This is a genomic window from Streptomyces sp. NPDC028308, assembly GCF_055565855.1.
The window spans coordinates 74,070-93,867 of the sequence record NZ_JBVHTO010000015.1 but is presented as its reverse complement, the minus strand read 5'-3'; the positions used below and the strand labels follow the sequence as shown (position 1 = coordinate 93,867).

The following is a 19,798-nucleotide window of genomic DNA, read 5'->3' as shown; positions in this document are numbered from 1 at the left end:
CGGGAGGGCCCGCCCGGTCAGACGGCGGGCAGCGAGTCGCCCTGGACCGCCTGGACGTCCAGCTCGACGCGCAGCGTGGTGCCGATGGCGGAGATGCCCGCCTGGAGCACCTGGTTGTAGTTCATCGCGAAGTCCTCGCGGCGCAGTTCGGCGGTGGCGCGGAACGCCGCCCGCGTGCCGCCCCAGGGGTCGGCGCCGGTGCCGAGGTAGGCCAGGTCCAGGTCGACGGGGCGGACGACGCCGTGCATGGTCAGTTCGCCGTGCACCGTCCAGCGGTCGGAACCGGCGAGGGTCAGCCCGGTCGAGCGGTACGTGATCTGCGGATACGTCTCCACGTCGAGGAAGTCGGGCGACTTGAGGTGCCCGTCGCGCATCGCGTTCCCGGTGTCGATGGAGGCCGCGGAGATCACCGCCTCCACCCGGGACTTGGCGACCTCGTCCGGTGCGATCTCGATCAGGCCCGAGAACTCGGTGAACCGGCCGCGCACGCTGGAGATGCCCAGGTGCTGGGCGACCGCGCCGACGGAGGAATGCACCGGGTCGATGGTCCAGGGGCCCGGCGGGGGCAGTTCGGTGCCGCCCTGGCGGGTCAGGACCACGTTCCCCACGTCCGCCCGCCCGCTCGCCGTGACGATCGCGCTGGACGCGGCGGGGGCGTACCCGACCGCGGTGACGATCACGGTGTACGCGCCGGGCGCCAGGTCCGTCGTCTCCCGCACGGCACCTTCGGTGTCGGCCTCGGCCCGCACCACCTGGGTGCCCGTCATGTCGGTCACCGTGACGACCGCGTGCGACACGGCCCATCCGTCCCGCGTGCGGATCCTTGCGGTCAGTCCCATCCCGTTTTCTCCTTGCAAGCCAAGCTGTCCGGGCCGGCGGGGCCGGCCGGACCGGTCGAAAAAGAGACCGGCCCGCGGGGCGCACCTCCGCTCGGAGTGCGCCCCGCGGGCCGGAGCCGAACTACTCGCCCGGGTGGGAGAGTTCGATGTCGTGGCCGTCGGTGCCGGGGCCGTCGACGGTCAGCGAGGTGGCCACCGGCGGGTAGCCCGTCGCGATGACGGTGTACTCGCCGCCGTCCAGGTCGGTGAAGGCGTACGCCCCGTCGGCGCCGGTCCTCGCCGTGCCGACCACGTTGCCGGCCGCGTCGACCAGGGTGACCCGGGCGTCGCCGAGCGGACCGCCCGGAGCGCGGACGACACCCTGCACGTGGGCGCCGGGGCTGAGTTCGACCTCGACCCGGGTGACGCCGGTGCCGCCGACCTCGACGGGCAGGGCCACCGGACGGTGCCCCGCGGCGTTCACCGCGACGGTCACGGCACCGGGAACCAGCTCGGCGAAGCTGAACTCGCCCTGCTCACCGGTGGTTCCGGTGGCCAGCACGTCACCGCGCACATCGGTCACGATGACCATGGCGTCCTCGACCGCGGTCCGGGACCCGGCGGCCCGCACCACACCGCTCAGCCCGCTGGTGCCGCTGAGCAGGATGTCGTACGCGACCGGCTCGTCGTTGACGACGATCGTCGAGGCCTGCGGCTGGAAGCCGTCGGCGGAGGCGATCAGGACGTAGGAGCCGGTACCGGGCGCGTCCACCGCGTAGGCGCCGTCGGCCTGCGCGACCGACCGGCCGAGCTGCCGTCCCGCGAGCGAGATCAGCGTCACCGCGGCCCGCGGCACGGGCGCGCTCTCGGCGCCGCGGACGTGGCCGCGGACCGGGATGCCGCCGGAGCCGGGCGCGGTCCCGGTCGCCGCCGTGGCGACGGCGCCGAGCTGCTGCGTGCCCTCGGGGCCGGGGCCGGCCGTCTCCGTCGGGGAGGCGGACCGGTTCGCGGTCTCGACGGTCTCGACGGCGGGGGCTTCGGCGGCGGCCGGGACGGCCGCCCTGGCGTCGGCCTCGGCGGCCTGGGCCAGACCGCCCGAGGTCCGCAGCGGGACCTCCTTGATGAACAGCGTCACGAAGAAGGCGACGAGGGCCATCGCCGAGGCGATCAGGAAGACGTCCGCGATGCCGTGGCCGTACGCGCTCTCCATGACGGTGCGCAGCGGCGCGGGCAGCTTGTCCATGTCGGGGATGCTGCTGTCGGAGCTCGCACCGGCGGCGGCCGAGGCGTACTTGGGGCCGAGGTCGGCCAGGCCGTCCTTGGCGTAGCCGGTGATCCGGTTGGCCATCACGGCGCCCAGCGCGGAGACGCCGATCGCACCGCCGAGGGACCGGAAGAAGGTGACCGTGGAGCTGGCCGCGCCGAGGTCGGAGGGGGCCACCTGGTTCTGCGTGCACAGCACCAGGTTCTGCATCATCATGCCGATGCCGAGACCCATGAGCGCCATGAAGATCGCGATGTGCCAGTACTCGGTGTCGTACCGGATCGTGCCGAGCAGACCCAGTCCGGCGGTCACCAGGACGCCGCCGCTGACCAGCCAGGCCTTCCACTTGCCGGTCTTGGTGATGATCTGGCCGGAGACCGTGGAGGAGACGAACAGGCCGCCGATCATCGGGATGGTCATCACGCCCGACATCGTCGGGGACTCGTCGCGGGCCAGCTGGAAGTACTGGCTGAAGAAGACGGTGCCGGTGAACATCGCGACACCGACGAACAGCGAGGCGATCGAGGACAGCGTGATGGTGCGGTTGCGGAACAGCCGCAGCGGGATGATCGGTTCCTTGGCCCGGGACTCCACGAGCACGAAGAGCAGCCCCAGCACGACCGCGCCGGCGAGCATCGTGTAGGTCTGCCAGGAGATCCAGTCGTACTTGTCCCCGGCGAAGGTGACCCACAGCAGCAGCAGGGAGACCGCGGCGGAGATGAAGAACGCGCCGGCCCAGTCGACCTTGACGTCCCGCTTCACGACGGGCAGGTGCAGGGTCTTCTGCAGGACGATCAGCGCGATGACCGCGAAGGGCACGCCGACGTAGAAGCACCAGCGCCAGCCGAGCCACGAGGTGTCGGTGATGACACCGCCGAGCAGCGGACCGCCGACGGTGGCCACGGCGAAGGTCGCGCCGAGGTAGCCGGAGTAGCGGCCCCGCTCACGGGGGGAGATCATCGCGGCCATGACGATCTGCGCCAGGGCGGACAGACCGCCGACGCCGATGCCCTGGACGACCCGGACCGTGATCAGCATGCCCGCGTTCTGCGAGAGGCCTGCCACCACGGAGCCGAGGACGTAGATGATCAGCGCTATCTGGACGAGCGCTTTCTTGCTGTAGAGGTCGGCCAGCTTGCCCCACAGCGGCGTGGTCGCCGTCATGGCCAGCAGCGAGGCCGTGACGACCCAGGTGTAGGCGGACTGGCCGCCGCCCAGGTCCCCGATGATCTCGGGAAGGGCGTTGGAGACGATCGTCGACGACAGGATCGCGACGAACATGCCGAGCAGCAGCCCGGAGAGCGCCTCCATGATCTGCCGGTGCGTCATCGGAGCGCCGTCGGAGGACCCACCTCCGTGCTTGGCGTGAGCCCGCACACCGGCTGGTGTGGTCGTTGCCATGGGCTTCCTTTTCTTACGTTCTATGCGGGTGTACGGGTGGTCGGTTCCGTCGCGTACGAGTGCGGGGGCGCCGGTCGGTGCGGCGGGGTGCCACGGCAGTCGCCGAAGCTCTCGCGCAGCCGGCCCATGAGCTCGATGAGCAGACCGACCTCGTCGTCGGACCAGTGGCTCAGCCGGTCGGCCAGCAGCCGCGACGAACGCTCTGAGAGCTCGTCGAGCTGATGCCGGCCCGCGGCGGTGAGGCGCAGGATGCGTGAGCGCTTGTCAGCCGGGTCGGGGGACCTCTCGATCCAGCCCCGGTCCGCGACATGGGCGACATGGCGGCTGGTCACCGACATGTCCACGGAGAGCAGCTCGGCGAGCCTGCTCATCCGCATGTCGCCGTGCCGGCCGAGCAGCGTCAGGACGGCGGCGGAACCCGCCGGGCAGTCGTGCGGCAGGATCCGCCCCATGTCCCTCTTCACGGCACCGATGGCGCTGAGCTGACGAGCCAGTTCCTCGTACTGCGCCTGCTCGGCCATCGCACCTCCCGTATTCGTTGCTTAGGGCAACCATAGAGACAGTTGGTTGCCACAGGCAAACGAAATCGGGACCAGTCGCCCTAAAAACTTGGCAAAGGCAAGCATTGGCAACCGTAAACCCGCAGGTGAGGGGGGTAAGTGCCGCCGTCAACGACCGTCCGGCCGGTACGGTCCCCGTCCGCGCCCCCGCCGGGCCGGCTGGCGCGAGGCCTCCCGGGAACCGGCGAAAAGGGCCGCGAGCAGTACGGAAGCGGAATCGCGGGCCCCGGCCGAACGGCCGGAAGGGGAACCCGGCACTTGGGCAGTCCCCGCTCATTCGCTAGGGTCCAGGGCCATGGCAAACACCCAGGGCCCCGAGGGCAACTACGACCCCGCGGGTAGCACCCAGATGTTCCGGGCCTTCGTCGACGAGGGCCCCCAGGCGCGTCCCCAGCAGGCGGCCCAGTCGGGCCCCCGCATCGGCCTGATCCTCGGCGTCGTGGCCGCCGTGATCGTCGTCGCCGCCGTGGCCTGGCTGGCGCTCTCGTAACCGGCGGCCCGCCCCCAGGGGCGGGCTACCGCCACCGTACGGACACGTCCCGCGTCTCGACGTGCATGCCCAGCGGCACCCGCCAGGCGTCCACGCACACCGTCCAGGTCCGTTCCTCCACGGCGCCGGCCGCGATCGGCGCCGGCAGGTCCTCGGTCGACTCGACCGTCGCCCAGTCGATCCCGAGCGCCCCGACGACATGCGTCCCGAACGTCACCGTGCCCGAACGCACCGCCGTCCCACCGGTGTTGCGGAAGGAGACGGTCACCTCCTCGCACCACCGGTGCTCACCCGCCGCGCGCCGCGGCTCTCCGGCGGTCAGTACGGCGGGCCCGGCCGGGGGACTCGCGGGCGCCTCGGTCGCCGTACCGCCGCCCGAACCAGCGCCCGGCCGCCCGGAGTCACCGCCCGCGCCCGCCGGACCCGGCCGCTCCGTCCCGTCTTCCGTCGTCGCGCCGGGACCCCGCGTCTGCGCACCCGGTGACCGCGTGGGCCCCGTGCCGGGTGCCGATGAGCTCGCCGGGTCCGAACGCCCCTGATCCGCGCCCCTGTTGACGGCCGGCGGCGCGGCGCCGCCCTCCTCGTCCAGTGGCGCCAGCGTCACGTCCCCGGTCGGCGCCGCCGCCCCGGACGCGCCCGGCGGCCCGCCGGCCGGACCGACCGCGACGTAGCCGCCGCCGAGCCCGCCTCCCCCGCAGGCGACGGCCACGGCACCCAGGCAGACGGCAGCCGCCGAGGCACCCAGCAGGGCGCCTCGGCGGTCGCGTATCGGGAGTCGGCGCATCGCGACAGTGTGGCTGACGGTGCGTCAATTATGAAGACTCAGTCGGAGATGAGACCTTCCCGCAGCTGGGAGAGCGTGCGGGTGAGCAGCCGGGAGACGTGCATCTGCGAGATGCCGACCTCCTCGCCGATCTGCGACTGCGTCATGTTCGCGAAGAAGCGCAGCATGATGATGCGGCGCTCGCGGGGCGGCAGCTTGGCGAGCAGCGGCTTGAGGGACTCGCGGTACTCGACGCCCTCCAGGGACGGGTCCTCGTAGCCGAGGCGGTCCGCGAGGGAGCCCTCGCCGCCGTCGTCCTCGGGGGCCGGGGAGTCCAGCGAGGAGGCCGTGTACGCGTTGCCCACGGCGAGGCCGTCGACCACGTCCTCCTCGGACACGCCGAGCACCACGGCGAGTTCGGCGACGGTCGGCGAGCGGTCCAGCTTCTGCGACAGCTCGTCACTGGCCTTGGTGAGGGCCAGGCGCAGCTCCTGGAGGCGGCGCGGGACCCGCACCGACCAGGAGGTGTCGCGGAAGAAGCGCTTGATCTCGCCCACGACCGTCGGCATCGCGAAGGTCGGGAACTCCACGCCGCGTTCGCAGTCGAAGCGGTCGATCGCCTTGATCAGGCCGATGGTGCCGACCTGGACGATGTCCTCCATCGGTTCGTTGCGGCTGCGGAAGCGGGCCGCCGCGTACCGGACGAGGGGGAGGTTGAGCTCGATCAGGGTGTCGCGTACGTAGGCGCGCTCGGGGCTGTTCTCGTCGAGCGCGGCGAGCCGCAGGAACAGGGAGCGGGACAGGGTGCGGGTGTCGATGGCTCCCGAGGCAGGAAGGGCCGGGACGGCCGCTTCCTGGTCCGGGAGGGCCGGGACGGCTTCCTGGTCCGGAAGGGCCGGGACGTCATGAAGCACGTCGGGCGCCGAGTCGCTCTTGGCGAGCGTGAGCACCTTCGAGCTGCCCTGATCTGCGGACATGCCACCCCCTTTGGGTCGCGGACGGTCGCGGCGGACGCTCCCGTCGGAGGAACGCAGCCTCCACCTGAATACCGGCGGCGAGGCCGCGGCAAACGCGCTTCCGGCAGAATGTCACATGTCGGCAACACGCTGTAGTGACATGTCGACATGGGAAGGGTGAATCGGCCCTGGAAAAAGGGGGTCTGACGGTTTATCAGTGCAGAACCGTCGGAAAAAAGCCCGCTGAGCGATTCGCTCCCGGGAGTTACGCCTCGATCCTGTTTGCGGATCTCAGACGCGCGAAACTACGCGCGAGAAGCCTTGACACATGCATCTGTGACACACCCAGTTCGGCACTGATCTGGGACTGCGTCAGATTGCTGTAGTAGCGCAGCAGCAGGATCCGCTGCTCCCGTTCGGGCAGCTGTACGAGAAGGTGGCGCACGAGGTCGCGGTGCTCCACCCCGTCGAGCGCCGGGTCCTCGTAGCCGAGCCGGTCGAGCAGCCCCGGCAGCCCGTCGCCCTCCTGGGCGGCCTCCAGCGAGGTCGCGTGGTACGAGCGCCCGGCCTCGATGCAGGACAGGACCTCCTCCTCGGAGATCCGCAGCCGCTCGGCGATCTCGGCGGTCGTCGGGGAGCGCCCGAAGGCCGTCGTCAGGTCCTCGGTGGCGCTGTTCACCTGTACCCACAGCTCGTGCAGCCGGCGCGGCACGTGGACCGTGCGCACGTTGTCCCGGAAGTACCGCTTGATCTCCCCGACGACGGTCGGCATGGCGAAGGTCGGGAACTGCACCCCCCGGTCGGGGTCGAAGCGGTCGATGGCGTTGATCAGGCCGATGGTGCCGACCTGGACGACGTCCTCCATCGGTTCGTTGCGGCTGCGGAAGCGGGCGGCGGCGTACCGGACGAGCGGCAGGTTGGCCTCGATGAGCGCGCCGCGCACCCGCCCGTGCTCGGGGCTGCCGGGCTCCAGCTGCTTCAGCTGCCCGAACAGCACCTGGGTCAGCGCCCGGGTGTCGGCGCCCCGGCGCTTCTCCGGCGCGGGGGCGGGCTGCTCCTCGGCGGCTGCCGGCCGGGCCGGGGCTGCCGGCTGCCCGGGTGCGGGGGACTGCGCGGGCCTGGCGGGCAGGGAGGGGGCGGACGGCAGGGCGGGCGCGGGCGGCTGGGTCGGGGCGGACGACTGGGCCGGGGCGGAGGTCGGGGCCTGGGACCGGGGGCGGTCCTGGACCTGAGCCTGGTCGGGGGCTTCCTCCTGGGGTGGCGCAGTACTGGCCGACACGGTCAACGCCACCTCTTCATTCGTCAACGATCCGTCGACGTCTCCGTCAACTCATCCGTCAAAAGCGGTCATAGCATCACAAGACATGTGCACTGTGTGCAAGCACCCCATAACACCGTGTTGGTAACTACTCCGGGCATACGACGCAAAAGGGCCCCCCGCCGGTTGCGGCGGGAGGCTCCTGGAACGGGTGGCGCGGCTCAGAAGGGATAGTCGGCGATCACCCAGGTGGCGAACTCGCGCCACAGCGCGACGCCCGCCTGGTGCGCGGGGTGCTCCAGGTAGCGCTTCAGCGCATCCGTGTCCGCCACCGCCGAGTTGATCGCGAAGTCGTACGCGATGGGCCGGTCGGTGATGTTCCAGTCGCACTCCCAGAACTCCAGTTCCGGGATCTGCCCGCCGAGCGCGCGGAAGGCGGCCACGCCCTCGACGACGCGGGGGTCGTCGCGCTGGACGCCCTCGTTGAGCTTGAAGAGGACCAGATGGCGGATCACGGGCGCTCCCAGGGGTGTTGCGGGCGGCCGCCCGGCGCCGGGGCAGGTCCGGCCGGACCTAGTCCTGGGCTCCGTCGGCGATCCACGTCATGAAGTCGCCGACCGCCTGAGCGGCGTTCGAGATGCCCTGGAACCCTATCTGGACGTAGTCGGCGGCCTTCTCGGGGTCGGTGATGATCACGTAGAGCGCGAAGACCACGACCGCGTAGACGGCGACCTTCTTCCCATTCACCGCCACCGCGGCCTCCCCTGTGCCTGCTGTGCCTGCTGCGCCCCGGTGGGCCCCCTGTTGACGGCGGTGAGTGTAACCCGGCCAGGTGTTCGGACACCCGCACATGATCACGTATCCACCGGCCCCTCACCTCGCCTCCGGAAGCGGGCACACAGCACGAAGGGCCCCGTCTTTCGACGGGGCCCTTCAGAAGCGGTAGCGGAGGGATTTGAACCCTCGGTGACTTGCGCCACACTCGCTTTCGAGGCGAGCTCCTTCGGCCGCTCGGACACGCTACCGAGGGAGACCCTACCCCAAGGTGGCCCGTGGTCAGAAATCCGTTTCGGAGATCCTCCGCGGTCACCTCCGCCGGAAGAACTCCGTCAGCAGACGCGCGCTCTCACCGGCCAGGACACCCTCGATCACCTCGGGCCGGTGGTTGAGCCGCCGGTCGCGTACGACGTCCCACACGGAGCCCGCCGCGCCCGCCTTCTCGTCGCGCGCGCCGTAGACGACCCGGTCCACCCGCGACTGCACGAGCGCGCCCGCGCACATCGTGCAGGGCTCCAGGGTGACGACGAGCGTGCAGCCGTTCAGCCGCCACTCACCGGTGCGTTCCGCGGCCCGGCGAAGGGCGAGGACCTCGGCGTGCGCCGTCGGATCGCCGGTGGCCTCACGCTCGTTGTGCCCCGCCGCGAGCACCGTCGTACCGTCCGGCGACAGCACGACGGCGCCGACGGGGACGTCCCCGCCCCCCGTGGCCAGCCGGGCCTGTTCCAGGGCGAGCCGCATCGCGGCCCGCCAGGGATCACGTACGGGATCGGGCGGGGACGTCTCCTCAGTGCTGCTCACCGGGGGAACCTAACGGACGGTCTCCAGGACCTCCGCGGCCCCCAGCGCCTCGGCGATCGTGTTGAGCGCGTCGCCCTCGTGGAGGAGGAGCAGCTCCTTCTCGCTGACGCCCAGGTCGGAGAGGACCTCGCGGTCACCCACCGGGCTGTGCGGCACGGCCTCGCCGGACGTGCCGGCCTCTTCTTCTTCGTCGTCGGGGTCCTCTCGCTCACCGTCTTCCGTGCCGTCGAGGTCGAGGGAGTCCAGATCGGGGACGTCGTCGTCACCGGGCTCCCTTCCGAGAAGTTCGTCGGTGAGCAGGATCTCGCCGTACGAACTGCGGGATGCTGCGGCGGCGTCCGAGACGTAGATACGAGGGTCCTCCTCGCCGTCCACGCGGACGACCCCGAACCATCCGTCCTCCTGCTCGATGAGGAGGAGGACCGTGTCGTCGTCGACCGAGGCCTCGCGGGCCAGGTCGGTGAAATCCGACAGGGTCTCCACATCGTCGAGCTCTGTGTCGCTCGCTTCCCACCCGTCTTCGGTGCGCGCGAGCAGTGCGGCGAAGTACACCGTGACTCTCCCACTGGTCATAGGCGTGCCGGTTGGGGGTCCCCCCGGCGGAGGCTGTGGGCGGAACCGCTGCTTCGAGCCCCACCCACTCGGAATCGTGGCAGAAAGAGAGCGTCCAGGGGACGTCTTCGCCCTGCTGTGTCTGCCTCTTTTGATCGCTACCAGCGGGATCGTACGCGGCCGGGGGTCCCGCCCAGGGGCCCAACCGCCCGTGGGAGCGGGCCCGCGACCATTCCTGGACAGGGGCCCGACCACGTCCGCGACGGGCGGGACTACCAGCGGAAGGTGCGCATACGCATGGCGTGGCGCAGCCGGGCCGCCTTGGCGCGGCGCGGCTGGACCCGGTCGCGCAGCTCGCGTGCCTCGGTCAGTTCCCGCAGGAACTGGGCGCGGCGTCTGCGGCGCTCGGCCTCCGTCTCCCGCTGCTCCAGGAAGTCGTCGTCCCGCTCCGGCATAGGCACACCACCCCAGGTCCGTCCCTCCCACTTTCCCTCCGACGGCCGGTTTGATGCCAGCCGGAGGGCGAGGCGCGGTCCGGGCGCGGCGCGGACGATCGGGCGCCGTCGCGCCCGGGCGGGGAGCCGGGCGGGGCGGTGGTGGGCGGGCCGGGCCCGGTTACTGTTGTGGACATGCGTCTCCACGTCGTCGACCACCCTCTGGTCGCCCATAAGCTCACCACCCTGCGCGACCGCCGCACCGACTCCGCGACCTTCCGGCGGCTCGCCGACGAGCTGGTCACCCTGCTCGCCTACGAGGCCACGCGGGACGTGCGCACCGAGCAGGTCGACATCGTGACCCCGGTCTCCTCCACCACGGGCGTCAAGCTCTCCTACCCGCGCCCGCTGGTCGTGCCGATCCTGCGCGCGGGCCTCGGCATGCTCGACGGCATGGTGCGGCTGCTGCCGACCGCCGAGGTCGGCTTCATGGGCATGGTGCGCGACGAGGAGACGCTCCAGGCGTCCACGTACGCGACCCGGATGCCCGAGGACCTCTCCGGGCGGCAGGTCTACGTCCTCGACCCGATGCTCGCCACCGGCGGCACGCTCGTCGCGGCGATCCAGGAGCTCATCAAGCGGGGCGCCGACGACGTGACGGCCGTGGTCCTGCTCGCCGCCCCCGAGGGTGTCGAGGTCATGGAGCGCGACCTGGCCGGCACGCCGGTCACCGTCGTGACCGCCTCGGTCGACGAGCGGCTCAACGAGCACGGCTACATCGTCCCGGGCCTCGGGGACGCCGGGGACCGGATGTACGGCGCCGCGGAGTAGTCCACGCGCGGACGGCGGGGCCCGTCACCGGGCCCCGCCGCTGTTCGTCGCGCTGCTGGCGGAGGTGTCAGCAGGACTTCTTCGTGGCGGAGGGCGTCGGCTCGGGCCTGGCCAGCACGGCCAGCGCCTTGGTGGCGTCCTCCTTGTCCGTCAGCGCCTTGAAGCCGGTGCCGATGACGAGGTCGACCTCGGTGGCCTTCTGGCGCCCGTCGGTCTGCACCTCGGCGCCGGGGAGCTGGGTGTTCAGCACCGGCAGGGCGGCGGCGTCCGCGGCCTTCGCGCCGAGCAGCAGCCCGGTGCCCTCGACCTTCTTGTCGTACGCCTTGGTCGCGTTGCCCACGTCACCGATGCGGAAGCCGCGCTTCTTCAGCTCGTCGGCGGTCTTCTTCGCGAGCCCGCTGCGGGGCGTGGCGTTGAAGACGTTGACGGTGATCTGGCCCGGTTCGGGGAGGGCGCCCGCCGCCGCGGACGCCGTCGGCGAGGGACTCGCCTTCTTCGCGCAACTGGCTTTGGCGCCGGCCGCCGAGGCCTTGTCGCCGCCGGTGAAGACGTCGATGAGCTGCAGTGTTCCCCAGCCGATCAACCCCAGCGCGGCGACGGAGGCGATGGCGAGGAACGCCAGCCTGCGGCGCCCCCGGGGTCGGCGCATCCGCGGGTACTTGTCCCCCGTGATGCGGTACTGGCGGCCCATGCCCGGGGGAGTCAGCATGCTCATGGGCGCAGCGTAGTGCGACTTGGCGACGATAACTACTAAATGATCATTGACGGCGGCTCAGTCCAACCCGAAAGGGTCAACCGGCGGGCCCGCGGCGCTCAGTCCAGCTCGAGGACGCGGGCGTGCAGCACCTGGCGCTGCTGGAGCGCTGCGCGGACCGCGCGGTGCAGTCCGTCCTCCAGATACAGGTCGCCCTGCCACTTCACGACGTGCGCGAAGAGGTCGCCGTAGAAGGTGGAGTCCTCGGCGAGGAGGGTCTCCAGGTCCAGCTGGCCCTTGGTCGTCACGAGCTGATCGAGGCGGACCGGGCGCGGCGCGACGTCCGCCCACTGCCGGGTGCTTTCCCGGCCGTGGTCGGGGTACGGCCGGCCGTTTCCGATGCGCTTGAAGATCACACGGAAAGCCTACCGGTCAAGACCTTCCGGGCGCAGCCATGGGGACGGAGTGCGGTGCCGGAAAAGACGGCGGAAAGCGGGGCAGACCGGTAGGTGTCCGGGGTTCCCCGGAAGGCTCCGGCGGCGCCCGGACCGGCCAGGACCGGCGGCGGAGGCCCGGCGGACGGCGCCGCGGGACCGGGCGGAAGGTGACACCCGGGAGGGTGAGCGGTGGCGGTGACGACCGGCCCGAAGGTGTGAGGCTCACCGCCGTCCCCGGTGCGCCTCAAGGGCGACTTCCCCAGGGGTCTCCGGCGGGCGGCCGCCCCGGGTGGGACGGCCGCCCTGCGCTCACCGCCGTCCGTGCTCCTTGAGGGGCGTCCGCTCGCGCCGCCCGTCCGGTCCGGGGCGGGACTCGGTCTTCGGCTTGGGCGCGTTGCGTACGGCCTCCGCCCGCAGGAGGGCGTGCAGGATCGCGTAGGGATCGTGGGGCATGGCTGTGTCCTTGTCCTTGGTCCGTTTGTGCGTTGCTGCGGGATGCGGAACGGTCCGGGGACCGGGCCTCTCAGCAGCGCAGGACCACACAGCGCAGGACGTGCAGCGCGAGGGCGTACGGCGGTGGCGAGGGGGCGGACGGGAGGAGCGCCGCGTGCTCCGGGCGCCCGGTGTCGGGGCGGGGCGTGGGCGTCAGGGGGGCCAGGAGGCGGTGGCCGTGCCGGGCGGGCGGGCGCAGGGCCGTGTCGAGCGCGTCGGGTTCGAGGCCGCCCGTCTCGGCGGCGACGGCGAGGGGCGGCGCGGCGAGGGCCTCGGGGTGCGGGCCGGTCGCGAGCACCGCGACGACCAATAGGACGAGGACCCGCAGCCACGCGTGCCGGCGGGTGGCCCGCGCCGCGTGTGAAGGGGGAGCGGCGGACGGCGGCGGCGGCGGGAGGGTCCGGGTGCCCGCCGTGCCCACCCGAGTGCACGGCGGGGCGCCCGTGGGAGTTCCGGCGGAAGCCCCCGTGGGAGTCCCGCCCCGCGCCCGTGCGCACCGCGGCGGCGGATGCGGTGGACGTGGGGCGGTGCTCATGGAAGGTGATGTCCCCCTCGGCGACGGTGTCCTCATCGGTTCGGCGGCCGGAACCGCCCTCTTGGCGTACGGGTCCGTGCGGCGCGGTCCGGCCGCGCGGTGCCCGTCAGAGGGTGCGGGGGACCAGATGCGCGCGCCCGCGGATCCGGAACGCCGTGACGATCTCCGTCACGCCGACCACGAGGAGCCAGCAGCCGCCGACCACGGCCAGCACGGCCACCGACTCGAACGGCGAGACGATCAGCACGATCCCGGCGAGGAAACTGACGACGCCGAGGAAGATCTGCCAGCTGCGCGCCGGCACGCTCGGGTCCGACACGGCGGCCAGGGTCTGGGTGATCCCGCGGAACAGCCAGCCGATGCCGATCCACAGGGCCAGCAGCAGGATCGACTGCATCGCGCCCCGGAAGCAGAACAGGCCCAGCAGCAGGGACAGCACGCCGCTGATGAACGCCATGACGCGCAGCGAGGTCGCCGCGTGCGTCCCGAAGGCGGCGACGAGTTGCAGCACCCCGCTGCACACCAGGTAGATCCCGAAGAGGACGCCGGCCGCGAACAGAGTCGCCTCGGGCCAGGCCAGGACCAGGATCCCGAGGACCAGTGCGGCGGCCCCGGCGGCCATGACGGCCTGCCAGGCGGCGCGGGAGAGGAAGTGCAGGGGGCCCTCGACGCCCTCGGGTCCGCCGCCCTGGCGCCCGAGGGCGCCCTCCGGGTGGCCGGGGTGCCCGACTCGGGGGTCCCGGGCGGCGTGGACCCGGCGGTCGTCGTACTCGGGGCCCCGCGGGGAGCCGTTGGGTGCCTCGGTCATGCCTCATGCTCCGGCCGCGCCCGGACACCGCGCACTCCGGGAGGGTCCACGCGGCTGACGCCGGACGTGCCAGGCACCGGGCGGCGGCCGGCGCCCTACCCCTCGGTGGCGCGGGCCGCCTTGGCCGCCTTCGCCGCCGCCTTCATCTCCTGCTTGTGCGCCCGCACCTTGGTCAGCGACTCGGGGCCGGTGATGTCGGCGACCGAGCGGAAGGCGTCCGGCTCCCCGTACGCGCCGGCGGCCTCGCGCCAGCCCTCGGGGCGTACGCCGAGCTGCTTGCCCAGCAGCGCCAGGAAGATCTGGGCCTTCTGGGTGCCGAAGCCCGGCAGCTCCTTCAGCCGGCGCAGGAGTTCCCCGCCCGTGCCGACGCCCTCCCACACCGCGCTCGCGTCACCGTCGTAGTGCTCCACGAGGTACTGGCACAGCTGCTGGATCCGCCTGGCCATCGACCCCGGGTAGCGGTGCACGGCGGGCTTCTGCGAGAGGAGCGCGGCGAATGCCTCCGGGTCCTGCGCGGCGATCTCGTGCGCGTCCAGGTCGTCCTTCTCCAGCCGCCGGGCGATCGTGTAGGGGCCGGCGAACGCCCACTCCATCGGGACCTGCTGGTCGAGCAGCATCCCGACGAGGGCGGCGAGCGCACTGCGCCCCAGCAACTCGTCCGCTTCCGGCTGCTGGGCGAGGTGAAGAGTGGCGTCCATGCCTCGATGATCGCCCGCACGCGCGCGTGGCGCCTCCCCGGGTCCCGGGGAGCGGGCCGTCACCGGAGCGGGAGGGCGGGCCGAGGGTTCAGGCGGCGCGCCAGTACCCCAGGGCGTTCACCCGCTGCTTGGGCAGGGACAGTTCCTTGCGGACGTATGCCGCGAGGGAGCGGGTCGTGGCCGTGTCGCAGGCGATCCACACGTACGGTTCCGGCTGCTCCGCCAGGAGGCCGGGGAGGTCGTCCTTCACGCGGGCGACCAGGCCGGCGCCGCCGTCGAGGCGGGGTACCGCGCGCACCTCGTGCAGGGAGGGCACGGTCCGCGCGGGGAGGCCGCCGAGCCCGGCCGGGGACGAGCCGTCGGTCTCGAACCAGATCGTCGCCGGGGTCCCGTCCATCGCGTCCAGCAGGGAGTTGAGGGCGGGCAGCGACGCGGGGTCGGCCACCGCGAAGACGTGGGAGGGGGCCGGGCGGGGCGCGGTGAACCCGGTCCCCTGCACGGTCGCCTCGATCGTGTCGCCGGGCTTCGCCGTCCGCGCCCAGTCGCTCGCGCGGCCCTCGTGCAGGGCGAACTCCAGGCTGAAGGTCCCGGCGGCCGGATCGGGGTCGACCAGCGTGTACGCCCGCTGATGGGGCCTGCCCGCGTTGTCGAACCACAGCCGCACCCACATCGTCGGGTGGACGCCGGTCGCCGCCAGCATGCCGCCGTCGGTGAGCCGCACCCGCCGGTAGTGCGGGGTGACGTCCTCGGCCCCCGTGACGGTGAACGCGAAGTTCTTGGCGCCCAGCAGCCTGAGCACCGCACCTTCCCAGCCGTGCCCCTGCCCCATGGAGTCTCCCTCGTCCCACGTCGCGTACGATTCCGCCGCAATCAAAGTTAGGTTAGCCTAACCTGAAATGACGGGGGTTGGTCCGTGAGCAGCGAGATCTACCGTGACGCCTGGGGCATTCCCCATCTGCGTGCGGACGGCGTGCGGGAACTCGCCCACGCCCAGGGCCGGGTCACCGCCCTCGACCGGGCCTGGCAGCTGGAGGTCGAGCGGCACCGCGCCCAGGGCACCTCGGCCGCGTTCCTCGGCGCCGACTCCCTCCCCTGGGACCTCTTCGTCCGCCGGGCCCGCGTCGACGACACCGCCCGGCGCTGCTTCACGGCCCTGGAGGAACGGGACCCGGAGACGGCCGACTGGCTGCGGGCGTACGTCGACGGCGTCAACGCCGGACTGGCCGAAGGCGCCCGCCGCGCCCCGGAGTTCGCGCGCACCGCACTCGCTCCCGGCCGGTGGGAGCCGTGGACCCCGATGGGGGTCTGGCTGAGCACCCACATCCTCTTCGTCGGCTTCCCCGCCAAGCTGTGGCGCGAGGAGGTCGTACGGCGGCTCGGCGCGGACGCGGTCGCCCTGTTCGCCGCCGACGGCCCCGGCACCGTCGGCAGCAACGGCTGGCTCGTCGCCGGCGAGCGCACCACCACCGGCCGGCCCGTCATCGCGGGCGACCCCCACCGCTTCATCGAGGACCCCGGCGTCTACCAGCAGATCCGCCTCGCCTGCCCCGAGTTCGACGTCGTCGGCATCGCCGTCCCGGGCATGCCGGGCATCGCCCACTTCGGGCACACCGGCGCGGTCGCCTGGGCCATCACCAACGCCATGGCCGACTACCAGGACCTCTACCGCGAACGGCTGCGGCGCACCCCCTCCGGCGTCGAGGCGCTCGGCCCGGACGGACGGTGGCACCCCGCCTCCCGTCACGTGGAGACCGTGGAGGTGGCGGGCGGCGAACCGGTCCAGGTCGAGGTCGTCGAGACCGCGCGGGGTCCCGTCGTCGTCGGCCCGGACCCCGGCGAGGACGGCACCGAGGACGCCATGAGCCTGCGGTACCCGCCCCGGGTGACCGGCGACCTCGGCTTCGGCGCGCTCCTGCCCCTGCTGCGGGCCCGCCGGGTCGCCGACGTGGACCGGGCCCTCGACCGGTGGGCCGAACCCGTGAACGTCGTCCAGGCCGCCGACACCGAGGGCGGCCTGCTGCACCGCGTCGCCGGGAAGGTACCGGTGCGCGGCACCGACAACCGCACCCGGGTCGTGCCCGCCTGGGAGCCCGGCCACGAATGGCGGGGCTGGCACGAGATGCCGCACGGCACCGTCGACGACGGCATCGCCGTCATGGCCAACCAGCACGGCCCCGCCACCCCGCTCGGCACCGAGTTCGCCGCCCCGCACCGGGCCCGGCGCATCCGCGCCCTGCTCACCGCCCGGCGGACCTGGTCGGCCCCGGACATGGCGGCCGTCCACACCGACACCCACCTCGCCTCGGCGGCCCCCCTGCTGGAGCGCCTCGCCGCCCTCGACGAGGCCGCACTGAGCGCGCGGGCCGCCGCCGTACGCGCCCGGCTCCTGGCCTGGGACCGGCACATGGACGCCGGCAGCACCGACGCGGCGGCCTACGCGGCGGTGCGCGGAGCCGTCGTCCGGCGGCTCGCGGCCCACCCCGCCCTCGCCTGCCTGACCGACCCGCCCGCCTGCCCGGAGGTCTTCCGGCCCTGGCTCGACCTCACCGTCCGCGTCGGCTACGCCCTGCAGAACCTGCTCACCGCACGGGAGTTGTACGGCATCGACCGCGCCGAGGTCGTCCGCGAGGCCCTGGAGGAGGCGGCCGCCGACACGGCCCCCGCCGGCGCCGAGGCGGTCACCCCGGACACCACCTGGGGCGACGTCCACCGCCTGGTCCCGTGGCGCGCGCTGCCCGACCCGCACGAGGGGCCCGGCCTCTCCGGCGACCACGACTGCGTCCTGTGCACCTCCTCCGTGCCCGGCCTCACCCACCGCGCCGCACGCGGCCCCGCCGCCCGCTACGTCTGGGACCTCGCCCGCCGCGAGGACAGCCTCTGGGTGGTCCCGCTCGGCGCGAGCGGCGTCCCCGGCACCCCGCACCACCGCGACCAGCTCCCCCTGTGGCTCGCGGGAGAACTCGCCCCGGTCGTCACCGACTGGAACCGCCTGACGAAGGAGAACGATGAGCACTGAGCCGTACGCGGCCGGCCGCGAGGCCGTCCACGAGCAGCGGACCGACGGCTTCGGCACCGTCCGCGTCCTCCCGCTCGACCCGCACGCCGACCTGGACGTCGTGCACGCCTGGGTCACGGAGGAGCGGGCCGCGTTCTGGGGCATGAACGGGTTCACCAGGGAGCAGGTCCTGGAGACCTACCTCCACCTGGACTCGCTCGACACCCACCACGCCTTCCTCGCGGTCAAGGACGGCGAACCCGCCGCGCTGCTGCAGACGTACGAGCCGGACGCCGACCGGGTCGGCGAGTGCTACGAGGTCCGGCCCGGTGACCTCGGCGTCCACGTCCTGATCGCCCCCAGCGGACCTGGCGGCGCCCGCCCCGGCTTCTCCACCGGACTGCTCGCCGCGTTCACCGCGTACGTGTTCACCGGGCTCGGCCGCACCCGGATCGTGGTCGACCCGGACGAGCGCAACGAGAAGGCCGTCGAGCGGTTCGTCCGCCAGGGCTTCGAAGCCGGGCCCCTCGTCGTCCTGCCCGAGATCGACCTCCCGGACGTCCACCTGCCGGAGAAGCGCGCCCGACTCGCCTTCCTCACCAAGGAGGCGGCCCTCGCCGGGGTGCCCGCTCAGTAGCCTGGCCGCATGACGCCAGAAGACCTCGTGCGGCACTACGGTCTGGAGCCGATCCCCCGCGAGGGGGGCCGTTTCCGGCAGACCTGGGCGGGCCCCGAGCGGCCCGACGGCCGCCCCGAGGGGACCGCGATCGTCGCCCTGTTCACCTCCGCGCCGGACGACTTCTCGGCCCTGCACCGGCTGCCCTCCGACGAGATCTGGCACTTCTACACGGGCGATCCGCTCGACATGCTGCTGCTCGCGCCGGACGGCGGCGTGCGCTCGGCCGTCCTCGGACCCGATGTGCTGGGCGGTCAGCAACCGCAGTACACCGTGCCCGCCGGCACCTGGATGGGCGCGCGGGTCGCCCGCGGCGGCGCCTGGTCCTTCCTCGGCTGCACCATGGCCCCCGGCTTCACCTACGAGGGCTACGAGCACGGGGACGCGGCCGAACTGACCGCCCGCTACCCCGCCGAGGCGGCGCGGATCACCGCGCTGTGCCGCCCGTGAGCGCCGCCCCGGGGCCGGTCGCGGCTCCCCCGGGCGCCCTGCTCGCGGGTCAGGTGGCCCTCGTGACCGGTGCCGCGGGCGGCATCGGCCGGGGCGTCGCGCTGAGCTTCGCCCGGGCCGGGGCGGCGGTCGCCGTGCACCACCGCACGAGCCCGGCGGACGACGTGCTCGCCCGGCTGCGGGAGCTGGGCGCCCCGGCCATCGCGCTGCGGGCCGATCTCACGGACGAGGACGCCTGCCGCCGGCTGGTCCGCGAGGCGGCGGAGTGGGGCAGAAGCCTGCCGGGGTACGCCGGTCCGGCGCCGGGCGGGCTGACCGCCCTGGTCAACAACGCGGGCGTGCAGCCCACTCAGGCGCTGCCCGGCATGTCCGCCGCCGAGTGGCGGGAGGTCGTCGACTTCAACCTGTCGAGCGTCTTCGCGTGCACCCAGGCGGCGGCGGAACTGATGAGCGCGAGCGACGGCGGCACGATCACCCACATCGCCTCCGTCGAGGCCGCCCACCCGGCGCCCCACCACGCCCACTACTGCGCGTCCAAGGCGGCCGTCGTCATGCACGCCCGCTCCGCGGCCCTGGAGTACGGACCGCAGGGCATCCGCGTCAACTCCGTCTCGCCCGGCCTGATCGACCGCGAGGGACTGGCCGAGGACTGGCCCGACGGGGTACGGCGCTGGCGGCAGGCGGCCCCCACCGGGCGGCTGGGGCGCCCGCAGGACGTCGGGGACGCCTGCGTGTTCCTCGCCTCGCCGCTCGCGTCCTGGATCACGGGCCACGACCTCGTGGTCGACGGAGGGGTGTCGGCCCGCCCCACGTGGTGAACGCCCCGTCCCGCCCGCCCGCACGGAACGCGCGCACGCTGAGCGCCGGGCCGCCCGCGTACGTATGGAGGAGCGACGCGGGTGTCCCCGGGGACACGTGCGCACCCGGACACCCGGACACACGACGACATGAACGACCCGGACGCCCGGCTGTCGACGCCGGACGCCCGATACGGAGACGTGACGTGGGCCTGTGGCGAGACGCTCGGCGAGCGGAAGGACGCGATGGCGGACGGGACGGAGGGCGGGCCGGGAACGGCGGAACCCCTGCCCGGCGCGGCAGGGGCGGT

Annotated in this window: 24 protein-coding genes and 1 tRNA gene; 6 read left to right on the top strand and 19 right to left on the bottom strand. The window is 73.0% G+C overall.

The window, feature by feature from the left end:
• Positions 1–17: 17 nt before the first annotated feature.
• The 3 genes from ACZ4VA_RS32505 to ACZ4VA_RS32495 form a co-directional block, all read right to left on the bottom strand.
• On the bottom strand, positions 18–839 hold the full coding sequence (locus tag ACZ4VA_RS32505) for a YceI family protein (protein ID WP_355789635.1): 822 nt from the start codon (positions 837–839) through the stop codon (positions 18–20).
• A gap of 121 nt (positions 840–960) precedes the next feature.
• The gene (locus tag ACZ4VA_RS32500; protein ID WP_468083687.1) at positions 961–3,411 is read right to left on the bottom strand and encodes an MFS transporter; all 2,451 of its coding nucleotides are present in this window, start codon (positions 3,409–3,411) and stop codon (positions 961–963) included.
• Between the two features lie 92 nt (positions 3,412–3,503).
• Positions 3,504–4,004: a MarR family winged helix-turn-helix transcriptional regulator gene (locus ACZ4VA_RS32495; protein ID WP_355788856.1), complete on the bottom strand. Its 501-nt coding sequence runs from the start codon at positions 4,002–4,004 to the stop codon at positions 3,504–3,506.
• Positions 4,005–4,338: 334 nt separating this feature from the next.
• Between ACZ4VA_RS32495 and ACZ4VA_RS32490 the strand changes: the two genes are divergently transcribed.
• Positions 4,339–4,533: a hypothetical protein gene (locus ACZ4VA_RS32490; RefSeq protein ID WP_355788853.1), complete on the top strand. Its 195-nt coding sequence runs from the start codon at positions 4,339–4,341 to the stop codon at positions 4,531–4,533.
• A gap of 25 nt (positions 4,534–4,558) precedes the next feature.
• Here the strand turns inward: ACZ4VA_RS32490 and ACZ4VA_RS32485 are convergent, their stop codons facing one another.
• From ACZ4VA_RS32485 to ACZ4VA_RS32445, 9 genes are all read right to left on the bottom strand, one after another.
• On the bottom strand, positions 4,559–5,317 hold the full coding sequence (locus tag ACZ4VA_RS32485) for a hypothetical protein (protein WP_468083551.1): 759 nt from the start codon (positions 5,315–5,317) through the stop codon (positions 4,559–4,561).
• A 38-nt stretch (positions 5,318–5,355) separates the two neighbouring features.
• The gene (locus ACZ4VA_RS32480; protein ID WP_355788848.1) at positions 5,356–6,273 is read right to left on the bottom strand and encodes an RNA polymerase sigma factor SigF; all 918 of its coding nucleotides are present in this window, start codon (positions 6,271–6,273) and stop codon (positions 5,356–5,358) included.
• 244 nt (positions 6,274–6,517) lie between these two features.
• Positions 6,518–7,537, bottom strand: coding sequence for an RNA polymerase sigma factor SigF (locus ACZ4VA_RS32475; RefSeq protein ID WP_468083685.1), 1,020 nt, complete (start codon positions 7,535–7,537; stop codon positions 6,518–6,520).
• Positions 7,538–7,731: 194 nt separating this feature from the next.
• Positions 7,732–8,025 carry a Dabb family protein gene (locus ACZ4VA_RS32470; protein ID WP_355796263.1) on the bottom strand — a complete coding sequence of 98 codons (294 nt, stop codon included), beginning with the start codon at positions 8,023–8,025 and terminating at the stop codon, positions 7,732–7,734.
• A 58-nt stretch (positions 8,026–8,083) separates the two neighbouring features.
• Complete coding sequence (locus ACZ4VA_RS32465) at positions 8,084–8,263, bottom strand: hypothetical protein (protein ID WP_468083548.1); 180 nt, start codon at positions 8,261–8,263, stop codon at positions 8,084–8,086.
• 187 nt (positions 8,264–8,450) lie between these two features.
• Positions 8,451–8,535 (bottom strand) — tRNA-Ser (locus ACZ4VA_RS32460).
• A gap of 61 nt (positions 8,536–8,596) precedes the next feature.
• Positions 8,597–9,028, bottom strand: coding sequence for a tRNA adenosine(34) deaminase TadA (gene tadA / locus ACZ4VA_RS32455; RefSeq protein ID WP_355794130.1), 432 nt, complete (start codon positions 9,026–9,028; stop codon positions 8,597–8,599).
• 69 nt (positions 9,029–9,097) lie between these two features.
• Entirely contained in the window at positions 9,098–9,640 is a 543-nt protein-coding gene (locus tag ACZ4VA_RS32450; protein WP_355794131.1) for a tRNA adenosine deaminase-associated protein, read from the bottom strand.
• 272 nt (positions 9,641–9,912) lie between these two features.
• On the bottom strand, positions 9,913–10,095 hold the full coding sequence (locus ACZ4VA_RS32445; protein ID WP_355794128.1) for a hypothetical protein: 183 nt from the start codon (positions 10,093–10,095) through the stop codon (positions 9,913–9,915).
• 174 nt (positions 10,096–10,269) lie between these two features.
• Between ACZ4VA_RS32445 and upp the strand changes: the two genes are divergently transcribed.
• Positions 10,270–10,905, top strand: a complete 636-nt coding sequence (gene upp, locus ACZ4VA_RS32440; protein WP_355794129.1) for a uracil phosphoribosyltransferase — start codon at positions 10,270–10,272, stop codon at positions 10,903–10,905.
• Positions 10,906–10,972: 67 nt separating this feature from the next.
• On the opposite strand, the gene ACZ4VA_RS32435 is transcribed toward upp, so the two are convergent.
• From ACZ4VA_RS32435 to ACZ4VA_RS32405, 7 genes are all read right to left on the bottom strand, one after another.
• On the bottom strand, positions 10,973–11,620 hold the full coding sequence (locus tag ACZ4VA_RS32435; protein WP_468083547.1) for a LytR C-terminal domain-containing protein: 648 nt from the start codon (positions 11,618–11,620) through the stop codon (positions 10,973–10,975).
• 98 nt (positions 11,621–11,718) lie between these two features.
• On the bottom strand, positions 11,719–12,015 hold the full coding sequence (locus ACZ4VA_RS32430) for a type II toxin-antitoxin system VapB family antitoxin (RefSeq protein WP_003999914.1): 297 nt from the start codon (positions 12,013–12,015) through the stop codon (positions 11,719–11,721).
• 330 nt (positions 12,016–12,345) lie between these two features.
• Positions 12,346–12,489: a hypothetical protein gene (locus tag ACZ4VA_RS32425; RefSeq protein ID WP_355794820.1), complete on the bottom strand. Its 144-nt coding sequence runs from the start codon at positions 12,487–12,489 to the stop codon at positions 12,346–12,348.
• Between the two features lie 70 nt (positions 12,490–12,559).
• Positions 12,560–12,826 carry a hypothetical protein gene (locus ACZ4VA_RS32420; RefSeq protein ID WP_356238131.1) on the bottom strand — a complete coding sequence of 89 codons (267 nt, stop codon included), beginning with the start codon at positions 12,824–12,826 and terminating at the stop codon, positions 12,560–12,562.
• A 343-nt stretch (positions 12,827–13,169) separates the two neighbouring features.
• Complete coding sequence (locus ACZ4VA_RS32415; protein ID WP_468083545.1) at positions 13,170–13,871, bottom strand: HdeD family acid-resistance protein; 702 nt, start codon at positions 13,869–13,871, stop codon at positions 13,170–13,172.
• Positions 13,872–13,966: 95 nt separating this feature from the next.
• Positions 13,967–14,569 (bottom strand): HhH-GPD-type base excision DNA repair protein, encoded by a 603-nt coding sequence (locus tag ACZ4VA_RS32410; protein WP_468083544.1) that lies wholly within the window; start codon positions 14,567–14,569, stop codon positions 13,967–13,969.
• A gap of 88 nt (positions 14,570–14,657) precedes the next feature.
• Entirely contained in the window at positions 14,658–15,398 is a 741-nt protein-coding gene (locus tag ACZ4VA_RS32405) for a siderophore-interacting protein (protein WP_355782741.1), read from the bottom strand.
• Between the two features lie 84 nt (positions 15,399–15,482).
• Between ACZ4VA_RS32405 and ACZ4VA_RS32400 the strand changes: the two genes are divergently transcribed.
• The 4 genes from ACZ4VA_RS32400 to ACZ4VA_RS32385 are packed head-to-tail and all read left to right on the top strand — an operon-like array spanning position 15,483 to position 19,508.
• Positions 15,483–17,585 (top strand): penicillin acylase family protein, encoded by a 2,103-nt coding sequence (locus tag ACZ4VA_RS32400; RefSeq protein WP_468083541.1) that lies wholly within the window; start codon positions 15,483–15,485, stop codon positions 17,583–17,585.
• On the top strand, positions 17,575–18,201 hold the full coding sequence (locus ACZ4VA_RS32395; RefSeq protein ID WP_356163587.1) for a GNAT family N-acetyltransferase: 627 nt from the start codon (positions 17,575–17,577) through the stop codon (positions 18,199–18,201). The genes ACZ4VA_RS32400 and ACZ4VA_RS32395 overlap by 11 nt, the downstream gene beginning before the upstream one ends.
• A gap of 9 nt (positions 18,202–18,210) precedes the next feature.
• A complete protein-coding gene (locus ACZ4VA_RS32390) occupies positions 18,211–18,690 on the top strand; it encodes a cupin domain-containing protein (RefSeq protein ID WP_356163586.1) in 480 nt (159 codons plus the stop codon).
• Positions 18,687–19,508, top strand: a complete 822-nt coding sequence (locus ACZ4VA_RS32385) for an SDR family NAD(P)-dependent oxidoreductase (RefSeq protein WP_468083539.1) — start codon at positions 18,687–18,689, stop codon at positions 19,506–19,508. The genes ACZ4VA_RS32390 and ACZ4VA_RS32385 overlap by 4 nt, the downstream gene beginning before the upstream one ends.
• The last annotated feature ends 290 nt before the right edge of the window (positions 19,509–19,798 follow it).